The 16,529-nt window shown below is 71.5% G+C and carries 15 protein-coding genes; all 15 read right to left on the reverse strand.

From position 1 onward, the window contains the following. Window positions 1-609: a signal peptidase II gene (gene lspA / locus RH861_RS15355; RefSeq protein ID WP_067945352.1), complete on the reverse strand. Its 609-nt coding sequence runs from the start codon at window positions 607-609 to the stop codon at window positions 1-3. Then, window positions 599-1,297, reverse strand: coding sequence for a DivIVA domain-containing protein (locus RH861_RS15360; RefSeq protein WP_310521731.1), 699 nt, complete (start codon window positions 1,295-1,297; stop codon window positions 599-601). The genes lspA and RH861_RS15360 overlap by 11 nt, the downstream gene beginning before the upstream one ends. Before the next feature lie 114 nt (window positions 1,298-1,411). Beyond that, on the reverse strand, window positions 1,412-1,717 hold the full coding sequence (locus RH861_RS15365) for a YggT family protein (protein WP_067945348.1): 306 nt from the start codon (window positions 1,715-1,717) through the stop codon (window positions 1,412-1,414). Window positions 1,718-1,726: 9 nt separating this feature from the next. Then, on the reverse strand, window positions 1,727-2,200 hold the full coding sequence (locus RH861_RS15370) for a cell division protein SepF (RefSeq protein ID WP_310521732.1): 474 nt from the start codon (window positions 2,198-2,200) through the stop codon (window positions 1,727-1,729). Window positions 2,201-2,233: 33 nt separating this feature from the next. Next, window positions 2,234-2,905 (reverse strand): YggS family pyridoxal phosphate-dependent enzyme, encoded by a 672-nt coding sequence (locus RH861_RS15375; RefSeq protein WP_310521733.1) that lies wholly within the window; start codon window positions 2,903-2,905, stop codon window positions 2,234-2,236. Between the two features lie 43 nt (window positions 2,906-2,948). Further along, a complete protein-coding gene (gene ftsZ / locus RH861_RS15380; protein ID WP_067945344.1) occupies window positions 2,949-4,139 on the reverse strand; it encodes a cell division protein FtsZ in 1,191 nt (396 codons plus the stop codon). 160 nt (window positions 4,140-4,299) lie between these two features. Further along, a complete protein-coding gene (locus RH861_RS15385) occupies window positions 4,300-5,337 on the reverse strand; it encodes a cell division protein FtsQ/DivIB (RefSeq protein WP_310521734.1) in 1,038 nt (345 codons plus the stop codon). A 10-nt stretch (window positions 5,338-5,347) separates the two neighbouring features. Further along, window positions 5,348-6,754: a UDP-N-acetylmuramate--L-alanine ligase gene (gene murC, locus RH861_RS15390; protein ID WP_310521735.1), complete on the reverse strand. Its 1,407-nt coding sequence runs from the start codon at window positions 6,752-6,754 to the stop codon at window positions 5,348-5,350. A 46-nt stretch (window positions 6,755-6,800) separates the two neighbouring features. Further along, on the reverse strand, window positions 6,801-7,901 hold the full coding sequence (gene murG, locus RH861_RS15395; RefSeq protein ID WP_310521736.1) for an undecaprenyldiphospho-muramoylpentapeptide beta-N-acetylglucosaminyltransferase: 1,101 nt from the start codon (window positions 7,899-7,901) through the stop codon (window positions 6,801-6,803). Then, a complete protein-coding gene (gene ftsW / locus RH861_RS15400; protein WP_310521737.1) occupies window positions 7,898-9,154 on the reverse strand; it encodes a putative lipid II flippase FtsW in 1,257 nt (418 codons plus the stop codon). Before ftsW ends, murG begins: the two co-directional genes overlap by 4 nt. Next, entirely contained in the window at window positions 9,111-10,664 is a 1,554-nt protein-coding gene (gene murD / locus RH861_RS15405) for a UDP-N-acetylmuramoyl-L-alanine--D-glutamate ligase (protein WP_310521738.1), read from the reverse strand. Before murD ends, ftsW begins: the two co-directional genes overlap by 44 nt. Further along, entirely contained in the window at window positions 10,649-11,743 is a 1,095-nt protein-coding gene (mraY, locus tag RH861_RS15410; RefSeq protein ID WP_248598924.1) for a phospho-N-acetylmuramoyl-pentapeptide-transferase, read from the reverse strand. The genes murD and mraY overlap by 16 nt, the downstream gene beginning before the upstream one ends. Next, complete coding sequence (locus tag RH861_RS15415; protein WP_310521793.1) at window positions 11,740-13,152, reverse strand: UDP-N-acetylmuramoyl-tripeptide--D-alanyl-D-alanine ligase; 1,413 nt, start codon at window positions 13,150-13,152, stop codon at window positions 11,740-11,742. Before RH861_RS15415 ends, mraY begins: the two co-directional genes overlap by 4 nt. Next, window positions 13,149-14,693 (reverse strand): Mur ligase family protein, encoded by a 1,545-nt coding sequence (locus RH861_RS15420; RefSeq protein WP_310521739.1) that lies wholly within the window; start codon window positions 14,691-14,693, stop codon window positions 13,149-13,151. Before RH861_RS15420 ends, RH861_RS15415 begins: the two co-directional genes overlap by 4 nt. Window positions 14,694-14,706: 13 nt before the next feature. Further along, a complete protein-coding gene (locus tag RH861_RS15425) occupies window positions 14,707-16,500 on the reverse strand; it encodes a peptidoglycan D,D-transpeptidase FtsI family protein (protein WP_310521740.1) in 1,794 nt (597 codons plus the stop codon). Window positions 16,501-16,529: the final 29 nt, after the last annotated feature.

The raw sequence follows: 16,529 nt of genomic DNA on the forward strand, positions 1-16,529 counted from the left end.
TCAGGGCTCGCGCGCCAGCTCGACGCCGGCCGTGCCTCCGCGCGCGTCGCGTTCGCCCCGGCCCGGCTCCTCGGCCTCGGCGCCCGTGCGGTCGCGCGCGGGCCGGCTTCCATCGAGTCCGACGCCGCGGATCGTGAGGATCATGAACAGCACCATGCTCGACACGATCGCGATGTCCGCCACGTTGTAGATCGCGGGGATGAGCCACGGCGTCGAGATGAAGTCGATCACGTGCCCGACGCCGAAGCCCGGCTCACGGAACAGGCGATCGGTGAGGTTGCCCAGCACGCCGCCGAGCAGCAGCCCGAACACCAGGGCCCAGGCGATCGAGCGGATGCGACGTGCGAACCAGACGATGAACGTGATCACGCCGGCGGCGAGGATGGTGAAGATCCACGTCATGCCGCTGGCGATCGAGAACGCCGCGCCCGGGTTGCGGACGAACTGCCACTGGAGGACGTTCCCGAGCACGGGCACGACCTCGCCCTCGGCGAGGCTCGTGACCACGAACTGCTTGCTCACCTGGTCGACGCCGTAGATGGTGACGGCGACGCCGACCAGGATGAGCAGTGCGGTGATGCCGACCCTGGCCGGGCGCTCAGCCCGCAAAGCCCTGGAACGTCGGCGACGGCTGCTCGTTGCTCACGCCCTGGGCGCCGACGGGTGCCGAGAACCCGGATCCGCCGGAGACCTGCACCGGCTGCGCCGTGTCGAGCTCGCGGAGCTGACCCTCGATGTAGCTCTTCAGCTTCTGGCGGTACTCGCGCTCGAACACGCGGAGCTCGTCGACGCGCTTCTCCAGCGCCATCCGCTCCTGGTCGAGGATGCCCATCTGCGCACGCTGCTTGGCCTCGGCCTCGGCGACGATGCGCGCGGCGGTCGCGTGGCCCTCGGCGATCAGCGCGTCGCGCTTCTCGACGCCCTCGCGCACGTGCTCCTCGTGCAGGCGACGGGCGAGCTGCAGCAGGTTGGTGGTGCTGGTCTGCTCGTCGATCTCCGACTGGGGCGTCGCGGTGTGCGTCGGCACGGCGACGGTCGGCGGCGTGGCGGCGGGCTCCGCGTAGACCGGGGCGGGCGCGGCGGGTGCGGGCGCCGGGGCCGATGCGGCCTGGCCCTCGGAGGAACGAGCCTCGGCCGCGGCGAGCCGCTGCCGGAGTTCCTCGTTCTCCTGGTTCAGCCGGCGCAGCTCGACGACCACCTCGTCGAGGAAGTCATCGACCTCGTCCTGGTCGTAGCCCTCCCGGAACTTCGTCGCCTGGAAGCGCTTGTTGACCACATCTTCCGGAGTTAGCGCCATGGCTTCCCATCCCTCGAATCTGTCGAACTGTCGATCACGTTCAGCTAACGGTAGCAAAGAGACCCGAGCGGAGGCAGTGCAGCGACACGCCGCCGGACCGCTCCCGGCATCCGCTCAGGACGCCGCCGCGAGCGACGACACGACGGTCATCGCGATGATGACCACGAGCATCGCGACGCTCCAGCCGAGGTCGAGCGCGACCTGGCCGAGGCGGATCGGCGGGATCAGGCGGCGGAAGAACTTCACCAGCGGGTCGGTGATGGTGTACACGGCCTCGACGAGCACCAGCATGACGCCGCGGGGACGCCACGAGCGGTTGAAGGTGCGGACGAGGTCGAGCACGAACCGCGCCCACATCGCGAAGAAGTAGATGAGGAGGAGGGTGTAGACCAGATTCCAGACGACGGCGAGGGCACTCACGTCGGGAGTCTACGCGTGCGCGAAGAACGATGCGTCCACGTCGCCCTCGCCCTCGCCCGCCTCACCCGACACGACCACGTGCGCCGGAGAGAGGAGGAACACCTTGCTGGTGACCCGCTCGATCTTGCCGTACAGGCCCTGCGAGAGGCCGCTGGCGAAGTCGATGAGTCGGCGCGCGTCGGCGTCGGACATCTGCGACAGGTTGATGATGACCGGCACGCCGTCCCGGAAGGACTCGGCGATCATCTGTGCGTCGCGGTACTGGCGCGGGTGCACCGTGAGGATCTCGTTCATATCCGCCTGCGGGGGTGTGGGTTGGACGTGCGTCTTCCGGAGCGGCGTCACCGCGGCGCCGCCCTTGGGGGCGGCCGGCGCGGGCGCGGCGTGCACGACGGGCGCGGGCGCCGGCTGCGCGGTCTCGGGCTCGAGCTCCTCATCGGCGAGTCCGAGGTAGACCATGGTCTTCTTGAGCGGGTTCGACATCGCTGCCTCCGTCAGTGGTTCCGTGGTTCGAGGCTATCCGCCGGTCGGCCGATTGCCCGTGATTGCCGTGCCGATCCGAAGGTGTGTCGCACCCTCCAAGATGGCGTCGCGATAGTCGTGCGACATCCCCATGGACAACGACGTGGCTTCGGGCGCGAGCCGCTGCACCCGCTCGGACATCGCCCGGACGTTCGCGAACGCGGGCCGCGCCGGCTCGCCGAGGGGAGCCACCGCCATGAGGCCGCGGAGCTCGAGGCCGGGCGTCTCGAGGACCTTCTCGACGAGGGTCTCCAGCGCGTCGGGCGCCACGCCCCCGCGGCCCGGGTCGTCGGTCAGGTTGACCTGCACGAAGCAGTCGACGGATGCCTCCTCCGAGCGGAGCGCGTCGACGAGCGATTCGCGGTCCACCGAGTGGATCGCGGACGCGTAGGCGCGCACCTGCCTGGCCTTCTTGCTCTGCAACTGCCCGACGAAGTGCCAGCGGAGCCCGAGATCGCCGAGTTCGGCGGCCTTCGCCTGCGCCTCCTGGTGACGGTTCTCACCGACGTCGCGCACGCCGAGCGCAGCCAGCTCGCGGATCAGCGAGACCGGCTGGAACTTCGTCACGACGATCGTGGTGATCCCGCCCGGATCGCGCCCGGCGTCGCGGGCGGCATCCTCGATGCCGGCGCGCACCGAGTGCAGCCGGTCCGCCAGGGCGCTCACGACCGCTCCCCCGACGTCGTCCCGCCGGCCCCGGGCCGGCCCCTCACTTCAGGAAGTCGGGGATGTCGAGGTCGTCGGAGTCGTCGGCGAACGCCGGGTCGGAGACGATCTGGTCGGCCGTGGTGCTCGTGGCCTCGCCCCAGTTCGCCGTCTCGACGAGCTCCTCGATATCGATCTCCGCGAGCGGCTCGCCCGCGTCGGAGCCCGCGAGGACCGCGCCGACGCCAGCACCGACTGCGGCCGGCACGGCCGCCGGCTTCTTCACCTCGACCGGCTTGGGCATGGGGTCGCCGCCGTCGAACCCGGCGGCGATCACCGTCACGCGGACCTCGTCGCCGAGAGTGTCGTCGATGACCGCACCGAAGATGATGTTCGCCTCCGGGTGCACTGCCTCCTGGACGAGTCGCGCGGCGTCGTTGATCTCGAAGATGCCGAGGTTCGAGCCGCCCTGGATCGACAGCAGCACGCCGTGGGCCCCGTCGATCGACGCCTCGAGCAGCGGGCTGGCGACGGCGAGCTCAGCCGCCTTGATCGCCCGATCGGCGCCCCTCGAGGAGCCGATGCCCATGAGGGCCGAGCCCGCCCCCTGCATCACCGACTTCACGTCGGCGAAGTCGAGGTTGATGAGGCCGGGCGTGGTGATGAGGTCGGTGATGCCCTGCACACCGGCGAGGAGCACCTGGTCGGCCGTGGCGAACGCCTCGAGCATCGAGATGCCCCGGTCGCTGATCTCGAGGAGCCGGTCGTTCGGCACGACGATGAGGGTGTCGACCTCTTCCTTCAGGCGCGCGACGCCCTGCTCGGCCTGGGTCTGGCGACGCTTGCCCTCGAAGCTGAACGGCTTCGTCACGACACCGATGGTGAGTGCGCCGATCGACTTCGCGATACGCGCCACGACGGGGGCGCCGCCGGTGCCCGTGCCGCCGCCCTCGCCGGCGGTGACGAACACCATGTCGGCGCCCGCGAGCGCCTCCTCGATCTCCTCGGCGTGGTCCTCGGCGGCGCGGCGCCCGACCTCCGGGTCGGCACCCGCCCCGAGACCGCGGGTGAGGTCGCGGCCGACGTCCAGCTTGACGTCGGCATCGCTCATGAGCAGCGCCTGGGCGTCGGTGTTGATCGCGATGAACTCGACGCCACGCAGTCCGAGTTCGATCATGCGGTTGACGGCGTTGACGCCGCCACCGCCGATGCCGACGACCTTGATGACGGCGAGGTAGTTCTGGTTAGTCGACATGTCCGGCCCTCCGTGCGAACTCTGAACTTTCAACCTCCAGTCGAAGGTTAAAGTTTTGCCGAGTATGCAATTCCTGATCTCGACGGTAGCGGCGGTGACCCACCCGGGCGCCAGGCACTCCCGCGTGTCGCGATCCGTTGCCCCGTTCTCGCCGGACGGATCAGTACACGACCGCGCTGAGCGGCGCCGACACGTCGTAGCCGCCGACGTCCTCCGGCGGAGCGGCCGCCATGAGGCGCGCCAGGACCGTCGCCTTGAGCGACGACTCGTCCGCGCTCCCCCACACGACCACCGCGCCCTCGGCCAGTTCCAACCGAACATCGTCGGGCGTGTCCGCCGTCACCTGCGCGACCTGCGCGCGCAGCTCCGCCGGGAGGCTGCGGAGCACCGCACCGGCCGCCCGGTAGGCGTCGCCGTCCAGCCCGCCCTCCGCGTTCACGAGCGGCAGTCCCTCCGGCGCCGCCTCGACGCGTTCGATCACGACGCCCGCGGCATCCGCCGTGACGAGCCCGGAGGCGGTCTCGACCACGCCGACCGGCGTGCGCTCGACGATCCGCACGACCAGGGTGCCGGGTGGCACCGTCTCGGTCGAATAGGTCTCGATCAGCGGGAACTCCGACAGCGCTCCGCGCACCTCGTCGGTCGTGATGAGCGGCAGCGGCGTGCCGAGGCGATCGTCGAACGCCGCACGGATGTCGGCGGCCGGCACGCGCGAGGCGCCCTCGACGCGGATCTCGCGCAGCGCCATGAGCGGGGAGTACGCCACGCCGACCGCGAGCAGGGCGAGCGCCGCGACCGCCGCGAGCCCCGCGAGCCAGGTCATCCGCCGCAGCCGACCGCGACGCGTGAACCGGCGCACCTCCTGCCGCTCGTACCGCCGGCGGCGCCGTTCGGCCGCAGCCAGGGCGCGCCTTGCGGCCCGCACGTCGCGCATTGCCGTGCCGGTCGGCGACGCCGCGGCCGCGGCATCCGTCGACGGCACGGTCTCGGCGCGCGCCGATTCCCGGGGCTCGGACTGCGCGCGCATCGGGACGGCTGAAGCCGCGCGCTCATCCATGTCGAGGCGGATCGGCTCGGTGAGCGCCTGGTCGCGCGACGGCGCGCCGCGGCGCGCCGAGCTTCGGGTGGGCGCCGCAGGATCCCGCCCGGGCGGTCGCGCCGGCGCCGCCGGCGGCTGGAATCCCTGCGGCCGCTTCATCGACCGATCCTCAGGCGCGCCGCTCGCGCTCGAGCGAGCCGAGGATCTGCGGCACGATGCGGTAGACGTCACCGCAGCCGAGGGTGATCACGAAGTCGCCGGGACGGGCGATCCGCGCGGTGTGGTCGGCCGCCTCCTGCCAGTCGGCGATGAACGCCACGTGCTCGGGCTGCTCGAACCGCTCGCTCACGAGCGCCCCGGTCACGCCCGGCTCCGGGTCCTCGCGGGCACCGTAGACGTCGAGCACGACCGTCTCGTCAGCGTACTGCTCGAGCACCTCCGCGAACTCCTTCGCGAACAGCCGCGTGCGGCTGTAGAGGTGCGGCTGGTGGACGGCGATGATGCGGCCGTCGCCGACGACCGTGCGCGCGGCGGACAGCGCGGCGGCCACCTCGGTCGGGTGGTGCGCGTAGTCGTCGAAGACGCTCACGCCCTCGACCGTGCCGTGGAGCTCGAACCGCCGGCCCGTGCCGGCGAACCGTGCGATGCCCTCGAGCGAGGCGGCGGGGTCGAAGCCCAGGCCCACGAGCACCGCGAACGCGCCGGCGGCGTTGATCGCGTTGTGGTGCCCGGGAACGCGCAGGCGAGCCCGGTGCTCGGCGCCCTCGTACGAGACGGCGAACGCCACCGGGCCCTCGGTCTCGATCGAGTGCACGCGGACCGTGGCATCCGTCGCCTCGCCGAACGTGATCACGCGCTCGTGGGACAGGCGCCCGGCCACCCGCTGGGCACCCGCGTCGTCGGAGGAGATCACGACGAACTCGCGTGCCCGGTCGGCGAAGTCGACGAACGCCTGCTCGAAGGCCTCGAGCGAACCGTAGTGGTCGAGGTGGTCGGGGTCGACGTTCGTGATGAGCGCCACCGACGTGTCGTAGAGCAGGAAGGAGCCGTCGGACTCGTCGGCCTCGACGACGAACAGCTCGCCCGATCCGGACGCCGAGCTCACGCCCAGTTCCTCGATGACGCCGCCGTTGACGAAGCTCGGGTCCTCGCCGAGCGCGAGCAGCCCCGTGATGATCATGCCGGTGGAGGTCGTCTTGCCGTGCGCGCCCGCGACCGAGACCAGGCGCTGGCCGGCGATCACCGACGCGAGCGCCTGCGAGCGGTGCAGCACCGGGATGCCGCGCTCGAGCGCCAGCTGGTACTCGGGATTGTCCTGCCAGAGCGCCCCGGTCACCACGACCGTGTCGACGTCGGCCGGCAGGTTCTCGGCGGCGTGCCCGATCGCGACGGTCGCGCCGAGGTCGCGGAGGGCGGCGATGTTGTCGGAGTCCCGCACGTCGGAGCCCGTGACGCGGTGCCCGGCGCCGAGCACGAGGCGCGCGATGCCGCTCATGCCGGATCCGCCGATGCCGACGAAGTGGACGGCGCCGAGGTCGGCGGGGATGGGCGTGGAGAGGTCGGGCTTGATGGTCACGGTGTCGTGGTGCTTCCTCGATGGTGTGCGGCGGTCGACGTCAACGTTACGCGCCCGGCGAGGGCGGAGCGCCCGGAAGCGCCAGCGCGCCGTCGACGAGCGCCACCATGCGGTCGGTGCCGTCGAGGGCGCCGACGGATGCCGCCGCGCGGCCCATCTCCGACCGGCGCTCGCGATCGGCGAGCAGGGGCACGAGTTCCCGCTCGACCCACTCGGGCAGGAACGCCGCATCGTCGACGAGCAGCCCGCCACCGGCCCCGACGACGTCGGCCGCATTGAACCGCTGTTCGCCGTTGCCCACCGGATACGGGACGTACACCGCCGGGATCCCCAGGGCGGAGAGCTCGCTCACCGTCGCGGCACCCGCCCGGGAGACCGCCACGTCGGCGATCGCCAGCGCGAGATCCATCCGGTCGGCGTACTCGACCATGCGGTAGCCGTCGATCCCCGGGTCGTCGACATCGGATGCCGCGCCGGTGACGTGCAGCACCTGCCAGCCCGCGCCCACGACGGAGGACGCGCTGCCGACCATCGTGCGGTTGATCCGGCGGGCGCCGAGGGATCCGCCGGTGACGAGCAGGACCGGCCGGGCCGGATCGAGTCCGAAGAGCTCGGCCGCCTCGGCGCGACGCCCGACGCGGTCGAGCGTCTCGATCTCGCGACGCAGCGGCATCCCGACGAACTCCGCACGCGGCAGCGGCGTGCCGCGGAACGCCACGCCCACGCGTGCCGCGAAGCGCGCGCCGAGGCGGTTGGCGAGCCCCGGCTTGGCGTTCGCCTCGTGGATCGCCACGGGAACGCCGGCCCGCCGGGCGGCGAGGTAGGCGGGAGTGGCGACGTAGCCGCCGAAGCCCACCACCACGTCGACCCCGCGCTCGGCGATGACGTCGGCGACCGCGCGAACGGATCGACGGAAGCGACCCGGGAAGCGGAGCGCCGCCCCGTTCGGACGCCTCGGGAAGGGCACCTTCTCGATGGTGAGCAGTTCGTAGCCCCGCGCGGGCACGAGCCGCGACTCGAGGCCCTCGGCAGTGCCGAGCACGAGCACGTCGGCTGCCGGGTCGCGCTCGCGGAGCCGATCGGCGACGGCGAGCAGGGGGTTCACGTGGCCGGCGGTGCCCCCGCCGGCGAGCAGGTACGTCGTCATCGGGCGCGGGCCGCCTTCTCGGCACGGGCCTCGCGGCGCTGCTCCGCGCGGACAGCCGCGCGCTCGGGAGCCTGCGGATCGCGCGCGACGGACAGGACGATACCGATCGCGAAGAGGGTGGTGAGCAGTGCCGTGCCGCCGGCGGAGACGAGCGGCAGCGGGACACCGAGGACGGGGAAGACGCCGAGCACGACACCGATATTGACACAGGCCTGGCCGATGACCCAGACGAGCACCGCCGCCGCGACCGTCTTGGCGAACGGCGTCTCGGCCGCGCGGAGCACCCGCGCGAGCGCGAGGGCGAGCAGGACGAACAGGCCGAGCACCACGATCGCGCCGATGAGTCCGAGCTCCTCGCCGATGATCGCGAAGATGAAGTCGTTGTCGGCCGCGGGCAGCCACGACCACTTCGCGGCGGAGTTGCCGAGCCCGACGCCGAAGATCCCCCCGTTGGCGAGCGCGAAGGTGCCGTGCTGGATCTGCCAGCAGTCGGCGGTGTCGAACTGGGTGCAGTGCTCCTGGAGGAACGCGGTGATGCGCTTCATGCGGCTCTCGCTGGACACCGCGACGAGGCCGAAGGCCACCACGCCGAACAGCAGCGGGACGAGGAGCAGGCGCAGTCGGACGCCGATGAGGAACAGGGTGCCGAGCAGCATCCCGGCCATCACCATGACCGTGCCGAGGTCGCCGCCGAGGAGCACGAGCCCGATGGCGCCGCCGCCGACCAGCAGGATGGGGAGGATGCCGTGCGTGAAGTCGCCGAGCTGGTCCTTCTTCTTCGTCACGATCAGGCCGAGCCAGATGACGAGCGCGACCTTGATGAGTTCGGACGGCTGGAACTGGACGCCGCCGATGCGCAGCCAGTTGGTGTTGCCGCCGACCTCGACGCCGAGCGGCGTGGCGACGACGAGCAGCTGGAGGGCGCACGAGATGCCGAGCGCGATCCAGGCGATCCGCATCCAGAACGTCTCGGGCATCCGCCCGGCGAGGAGCATGACCGGTACGCCGATGAGGGCGTACGTCGCCTGCTGCATGGCGCGGGACGTGAAGTCGCCGTCGTTCTCGAGGCCCGACTGGACGATCGAGGAGGACAGCACCATGACGAGCCCGAGCACCACGAGGAAGAGGACCGTACCGAGCAGCAGGAAGTAGTCCTTCGACTCGGCGCGGAACGCCCCCAGCCGGATCCGGGCAGCGAGCCCCGAGCCGTCAGCGCCCTTCTGCGGGCGGGTCGTCCGAGTCGGGCTCGTCATTCGCCGTGCCTCCCAGCCGCTCTCGGACGGCGTCGTGGAATCGCCGCCCGCGGTCGGCGTAGTCCGTGAACTGGTCCATGGATGCCGCGGCCGGGGCGAGGAGCACGGTGTCCCCGTCCTCCGCGACCGAGGCCGCCAGGGCGACGGCGTCGGGCATCACGCTCTCAGTGTCGGTCGTCGCGACCTCGAAGAGGGGCACGTCGGGCGCGTGTCGGCGGAACGCCTCGACGAGCGCGGCGCGGTCGCGACCGATCACGATCGCCGCCCGAAGGCGCGCGGCGTGGCGCGCGACGAGCGCGTCGGCGTCGACGCCCTTGAGGAGGCCCCCGACGATCCAGACCACGCGGCCGAACGCGCGCAGCGAGGCTTCGGCCGCGTGCGGGTTGGTGGCCTTCGAGTCGTCGATCCAGCGGATGCCGCCCGCGATGGCGACCGTCTCGATCCGGTGCGCGTCGAGACGGAACGAGGCGAGCGCATCGTGGATGACGCCCACCGGCACGCCGTACGAGCGAGCGAGCGCCGAGGCGGCGAGGATGTTCGCGACGATGTGCGGGACGGCGAGCCCCCGGGGCTCGAGCTCGTCGAGGGTGGTGATCTCGAGCGCAGCGGTCCGCCGCTCCTCGAGGAACGCCCGGTCGCACAGGATGCCGTCGACCACGCCGAAGTCGCTCGGGCCCGGGGTGTCGAGCCCGAAGCCGATCGCGCGGGCGCCCTCCTCGACCTCGGCGTCCTCGACCATGTGCATCGTCGCCTCGTCGGCGCGGTTGTACACGCACGCGACCTTGGCGTTCTGGTACACCTTGGCCTTCGCGTCCCGGTAGGCCTCCATGGAACCGTGCCAGTCGAGGTGATCGTCGGCGAGGTTCAGGCAGACGCTGGAGAACGGGTGCACCGCCCCCGGACCGCTCGTGGGCATCGCGTGGAGCTGGAAGCTCGAGAGCTCGACGACGAGGACGTCGTAGCCGAGCGGGTCGCGGACCGCGTCGAGCACGGGCACGCCGATGTTGCCGCACGGCGCGACCCGCACGCCGTGCGCTGCGATGAGCGTCGCCGCGAGCTGCACGGTGGTCGTCTTGCCGTTCGTGCCCGTGACGAGCATCCACTCGGCGGCCTTCACCTTGTCGCGCACGCGCCAGGCCAGCTCGATGTCGCCCCATACCGGCACGCCGGCATCGGCCGCCCACCGGAGCACGGGGTGGTCGGGGCGGAAGCCGGGCGAGACCACCACGAGTTCGGGGGGCGTCTCGGCGAGGTCGGCGGGCACCTCGTCGAGCGGGTGCACCACGAGGCGGACGCCGATCACGTCGAGGATCCGGGCACGGTCGTCGTCGCGGTCGCGCGCGAAGACTGTCACGTCGGCGCCGAGCTCGGCCAGGGTGTCGGCGACCGCGAAGCCCGTCACGCCGAGGCCGAGCACGGCGACGCGGAGCCCGCGCCAGTCGGCGTGCCAGCTGGTCAGTCCGTCGAGGCGCGTGGCGCCGGCCGTGGCATCCGTCAACTCTGCAGCCATTCGAAGTAGAACGCGCCCACGCCGGCGGCGACGAAGAGGCCGCCGATGATCCAGAAGCGCACGACGATCGTGACCTCGGCCCAGCCCTTGAGCTCGAAGTGGTGGTGGATCGGGCTCATCAGGAAGATGCGCTTGCCGCCGGACAGCTTGAAGTAGGCCCGCTGGACGATGACCGATCCGGCCTCGATCACGAAGAGGCCGCCGATCACGAGGAGCAGCAGTTCGGTCTGGCTCGTCACCGCGAGCGCCGCGAGCGCGCCGCCGAGTGCGAGCGAGCCGGTGTCGCCCATGTAGATGTGCGCCGGGTTGGTGTTCCACCAGAGGAACCCGACGACCGCGCCGACGATCGCGGTCGCGACGATGGCGAGGTCGAGCGGATCGCGCACGTCGTAGCTGCGGTACAGGTCGCTCGGGTTCAGGTTCTCGCTGAAGCGGGACTGGTTGAACTGCCAGAACCCGATGATGATGAACGAGCCGATCGCGAGGATCGAGGCACCGGATGCGAGACCGTCGAGCCCGTCGGTGACGTTCACGCCGTTCGAGGCGGCGGCGGAGATCAGCACGATCCACGCGACGTACGCCACGATGCCGAACACCGTGCCGAAGACCATGAAGTCCAGCGGCAGGTCGCGGATGAACGAGATCTTCGTCGTCGCCGGCGTCGCGCCCTGCTCGTTCGGGAACTGCAGGGCCAGGAGCGCGAACGCGGCGGCCACGAGCGTCTGGCCGGCGATCTTCGCCCATCCGCCGAGCCCCAGGCTCTGCTTCTTGCGGGTCTTCAGGAAGTCGTCGATGAAGCCGACGATGCCGAGCCCGACCATCATGAAGAGGACGAGCAGGCCGGACGCGGTCGGACCGTCGCCGATGATCAACGTGGCGCTGAAGTAGCCGAACAGCGTGCCGAGGATGAAGATGATGCCGCCCATGGTGGGCGTGCCGCGCTTGACGTGGTGGGTCTGGGGTCCGTCGTCGCGGATGAACTGCCCCCATCCGAGCCTCGTGAACAGCCGGATGAACAGCGGCGTCAGGAAGAGCGTGAAGGAGAGCGACAAGGCTCCGGCGGTCAGAAGTGCTCTCACGCGAACCATTCTCCCAGTCGGTCGCCGAGGTGACGGAGCCCCGCCGCGTTCGACGATTTCACCAGCACGGTGTCCCCCGGGCGGGCCATGGACGTCACGAGCTCGAACGCCTCGTCGGCGGTGTCGACGTACGCCGACTCGCCGTCCCACGATCCTTCGTTGATCGTGGAGATGTGCAGGCGCCGAGCCCCCTCGCCCACGACGACCAGCTGCGAGATCCCGAGCCGCACGGCGAGCAGGCCGATGCGGTCGTGCTCCTCCCCCGAGAACTCGCCGAGCTCGCTCATCTCGCCGAGCACGGCGATGCTGCGCGCACCCGGACGCTTCACCTGCGCAAGCGTCTTCAGCGCCGCCGCCATCGAGTCGGGGCTGGCGTTGTACGCGTCGTTGATGACCGTGATGTCGTCGCGGCCGCCCAGGACCTGCATGCGGCCCTCCTCGGCGAGCGTCACCTGCTCGAGGCCGGCGACGATCGTGTCGAGCGGCACGTCGAGCTGCAGTGCCGCGGCGACCGCCGCGAGCGCGTTCATCACGTGGTGCTCGCCGAGGACCGAGAAGTCCACCCGGGCCGACTCCCCGCCGGGCACCGTGACGGTGAACGAGGTGCCGCGAGCGTGGACCACGACGTCGGTGGCGCGCACGTCGGCCTCCTCGGCGAGCCCGAACCAGACGACGCGCGCGCGCGTGAGCTGCGCCATCGAGGCGACGCGCGGGTCGTCGGCGTTCAGCACCGCCACGTCGGTCGGGAGCAGGTCGGTGACCATCTCGGACTTCGCCTGCACCGTCTTCTCGATGCCGCCGAACTCGCCGGCGTGGGCGAGGCCGACCTTGAGCACGATGCCCACGTCGGGGCGGGCCATGCGCACGAGGTGCGCGATGTGCCCGATGCCCGAGGCGCCCATCTCCGCCACCAGGAACTCGGTGTCCTCGGTGAGCTCGAGCATGGTCGTCGGGGCGCCCACCTCGTTGTTGTAGCTCTTGCGGGCGGCCACGGTGGGGCCGACCTGCTCGAGGACGGTGCGCAGGAGGTTCTTCGTGGTCGTCTTGCCGTTCGATCCGGTCACCCCGACGATCCGCAGGCGGCCGAGGGCGCGAACCCGCCGGACGACCTCGGTCGCCAGCGCGCCCAGCGCCTCGACGGAGTCCGACACCACGATCTGCGGCACGGGGACCTCCAGCGGCCGCTCCACGATGAGGAGCGCCGCACCCCGCTCGGCCGCGCCCGGCGCGAACCGGTGCCCGTCGTCGGCCTCGCCGCGCTTGGCGACGAAGACCCCGCCGGGCTCGACCTCGCGCGAATCGGTCGTGACGGCACCCGTCACCACCGACTCGGGCGTCGCCTCCGTGCCGCTCGCCTCGAACCGCCCGGACGTCGCCTCGGCGATCTCGGCCATGGTCAGCGCGATCATTCGAGCCACCCCGCTTCCTGCAGTGCCAGCCGGGCGTCGTCCCGGGCCGAATACGGATGCTTCACCCCGGCCACCTCGTGGTAGTCCTCGTGGCCCGGGCCGGCGTAGAGCACCGCGTCCCCCTCGCCGACGAGCGTCAGCGCACGTCGGAAGGCGGCCCGCGGGTCGCCGATCTCGTGGATCTCCCGCTCGGGCACCGCCGCGCGGGCCCCCGCGATCAGGGCCGCGCGGATCGCGGCCGGGTCCTCGGAGCGGGGGTGGAAGTCGGTGATGACGAGCGCGTCTGCGCCGCGAGCCGCGATCGCGCCCATGTCGGCGCGCTTGGTCGTGTCGCGGTCGCCGTCGGCGCCGAAGACCATGACGACGCGTCCGTCGGTCGTGCTGCGGATGGCCTCGAGCGCCTGCTCGAACGCATCGGGCGTGTGGCCGTAGTCGATGTAGACGACCGGTCCGCGCTCGCCCGAGACGCGCTCCGCGCGGCCCGGGATGTACGCGTCGATGCCGCGCTCCGCGATCGCCCCGGCGATGAGGTCGAGATCGTGCCCCGCTTCGACGAGCATCACGATGGCGAGCGCCGCGTTGGCGGCCATGAAGCGGCCGATGAGCGGCACGTGCGTCTCGAGCGCGCGGCCGTCGGGGCCCTCGAGCCGGAACGACGTGCGCGTCGGCGCCTGCTCGAGGAGCGACATCCGCCAGTCGGCGTCGACGCCCGGCTCGGTCGCGAGGGTCGTGACGGGGATCCGGGTGTCGGCCACCAGGCGGCGTCCCCATTCCGAATCGACCGTGACGACGCCGCGGCGGGCACGCTCGGGCGTGAAGAGCTCGCGCTTGGCCTCGAAGTACTCGTCCATCGACGCGTAGTCGTCGAGGTGGTCGTGCGACAGGTTCGTGAACCCCGCGATGTCGAACACGAGGCCGTCGACCCGGTGCCGGGTGAGGGCCTGGGCCGACACCTCGATGCCGACCGCGCGCACCTCGACCTCGCGCATGCGCGCGAGGAGCGCGTGCAGCTCGCTCGCCTCGGGCGTCGTGAGCGAACTCGTGACCGCCTCATCGCCGATCCGACGCTCCGCCGTCGAGGTGAGCCCCGCCGTGACGCCCATCTGGCGCAGGATCGCGTAGAGCAGGTAGACGACGCTCGTCTTGCCGTTCGTGCCCGTGACCGCGAGCAGGGTGGCGGGGTTCTCGTCCGTCCGGTGGATCCATGCCGCCACCTCGCCGAGCGCGGTGCGCGCGTCGGGCGTGACGAGGACCGGCAGCCCGGACTCCGCCGCGAGCTCGACGCCGGCGGCATCCGTCAGCACCGCCACCGCGCCGTTCGCCGCCGCCTGGCCGGCGTACCGCGCACCGTGCGCGTTGCGGCCCGGGACGCCGACGTAGAGGTCGCCGCCCTGGACCGCGCCCGACGCGATGGCCACGCCGGTCACGTCGAGGTCGTCGATCCCGCCGCGCACCTCGAATCCGAACGCCTCCGCGAGGCCGCGGAGCGAACGAGGATTCGGGTGCTGCGGCCGGAGTGCCGTCGGAGGCGTTCCGGTCACGAACCCAACTTTCTCACCAGTTTGCTGGCAGTTCAGGCGCCGGAGCGCCGGATGGAACCGTCCGATACTTCTTCAGCACCTGGCTCATCACCTGTTGGAAGACGGGAGCAGCTGCGGCGGACGAATTCATCTTAACCGGGTTCTTGATGCTCACCGAAACGACGAACTCGGGGTCGTCGGCCGGCGCGAAGCCCGCGACCGACACGAGGTATCCCGCCTCGTAGCCGTCGCCGTCGGAGAACTGCGCGGTACCGGTCTTCGCCGCCACCCGGTAGCCGGGGATCTCCCACAGGTCCGACACCCACGCGTCCTCGTACACGCGCTCGAGCATGTCGGTGGTCTCCTGGGCGGCGGCCTCGGAGATGACCCGTCGGCCCTCGGTGGCCGGCTCCCCCTCGAGCGTGCCGTCCGGCATGCGGCATCCGTCGACCAGCGTCACCGGCTTGCGGACGCCGCCGTTCGCGATGGCCTGGTAGGCGCTCGCGATCTGCACCGCCGTCGTCGTGAGGCCCTGGCCGAACATGGTCGCGTAGCGCGTCTGCGAGTCCGGCCAGCCGCCGTCGTAGTTCAGGTCGCCGGCCGCCTCGCTCGCGAAGCCCACCTCGGTCGGCGAGCCCAGGCCGAAGGCCCGCATGTAGTCGTACCGGTCGGCGTCGCTCAGCCGCTCGCCGAACATCGACATGCCCGTGTTCGACGACACGATGAGCATGCCCGTCATGGTCCAGCGCTCGGGTTCGTGGCCGAAGGAGTCGGTGATGTCGGCGCCGTCGGGTTCGTACCGGTACGGCGCGGTGACGCGGCTCGTCGGCGTCGCCTCCCCCGCGTCGATGACGGATGCCGAGGTCAGCGACTTGAACGTCGATCCGGGTTCGAACGGCGCGGTGAACGCCCGCGAACCGCGGTCCTGCGAGTCGACGGACGTCGGCGAGTTCGGGTCGACGGTCGGCACGTCCGCCACGGCGAGGAGCCGACCGGTCTTCGCCTCCATCACGGTGACCGTGGCCCAGTCGGCCTGCACCGCCGCGACCTGCTCGGCCGCGACGCGCTGCACGAAGTACTGCAGGTCGGCGTCGATCGTCAGCTGCAGGTCGCCGCCGTCGTGCGACTCCTCGATCACCTGCTCGGAGCCGGGGATCGTCACCCAGTCGGTGAGGCTGCGCAACGACCGCATGGTGCCGTTCTCGGCCGCGAGGCACTGGTCCTCCGACAGCTCGAGTCCCGCCACGGGTTCGCCGTCGGCGTTCGTGAAGCCGAGCAGGTTGCCCGCCACGGCCCCATTGGGGTAGCGGCGTCCGGGCTGGATGTAGGGCTCCACCCACGGGATCCCGAGGGCCTTGACCGCTTCGTAGGTCGCCGTGTCGACGTGCCGCGCGGCGTACTCGAAGTCGTCGTCGGGGTCGGCGGCGAGGGCGGTGTCGATCTGCGTGCGGAGCTCCTCGCCCGTCCGACCGATGACCTCGCCGAGCTCGGCGAGGACCTGGTCGAGCGGCACCTCGACCGTCCGGGTGCTCGACGGGTCGTCGGGGTCCGGCTCCTCGCGGGTCACCCGGCCGAGCATGGCCTGCTTGGGCGACAGCGCGATGTCGTAGCGCATGACGGTCTCGGCCAGGACCGCGCCCGTGGCATCGAGGATCTCGCCGCGCTCCCCGTAGATCGTCTGGTCCCGGGACCGGACGTCCTGCGAGGCCTCGTTGAGTTCGGCGGCGCGCACGACCTGGATGTCGACGAGTCGGAGCACGAACCACCCGACCAGCAGGAGCAGGACCACGCCGGCGGCGAGGATCCGCCGCATGGGATGCCGGCTCACTCGGTTCATCGTCGGGTTTCGCTCCTCGT

Source organism: Agromyces indicus (genome assembly GCF_031432295.1).
GTDB classification, from domain to species: Bacteria; Actinomycetota; Actinomycetes; order Actinomycetales; family Microbacteriaceae; genus Agromyces; species Agromyces indicus.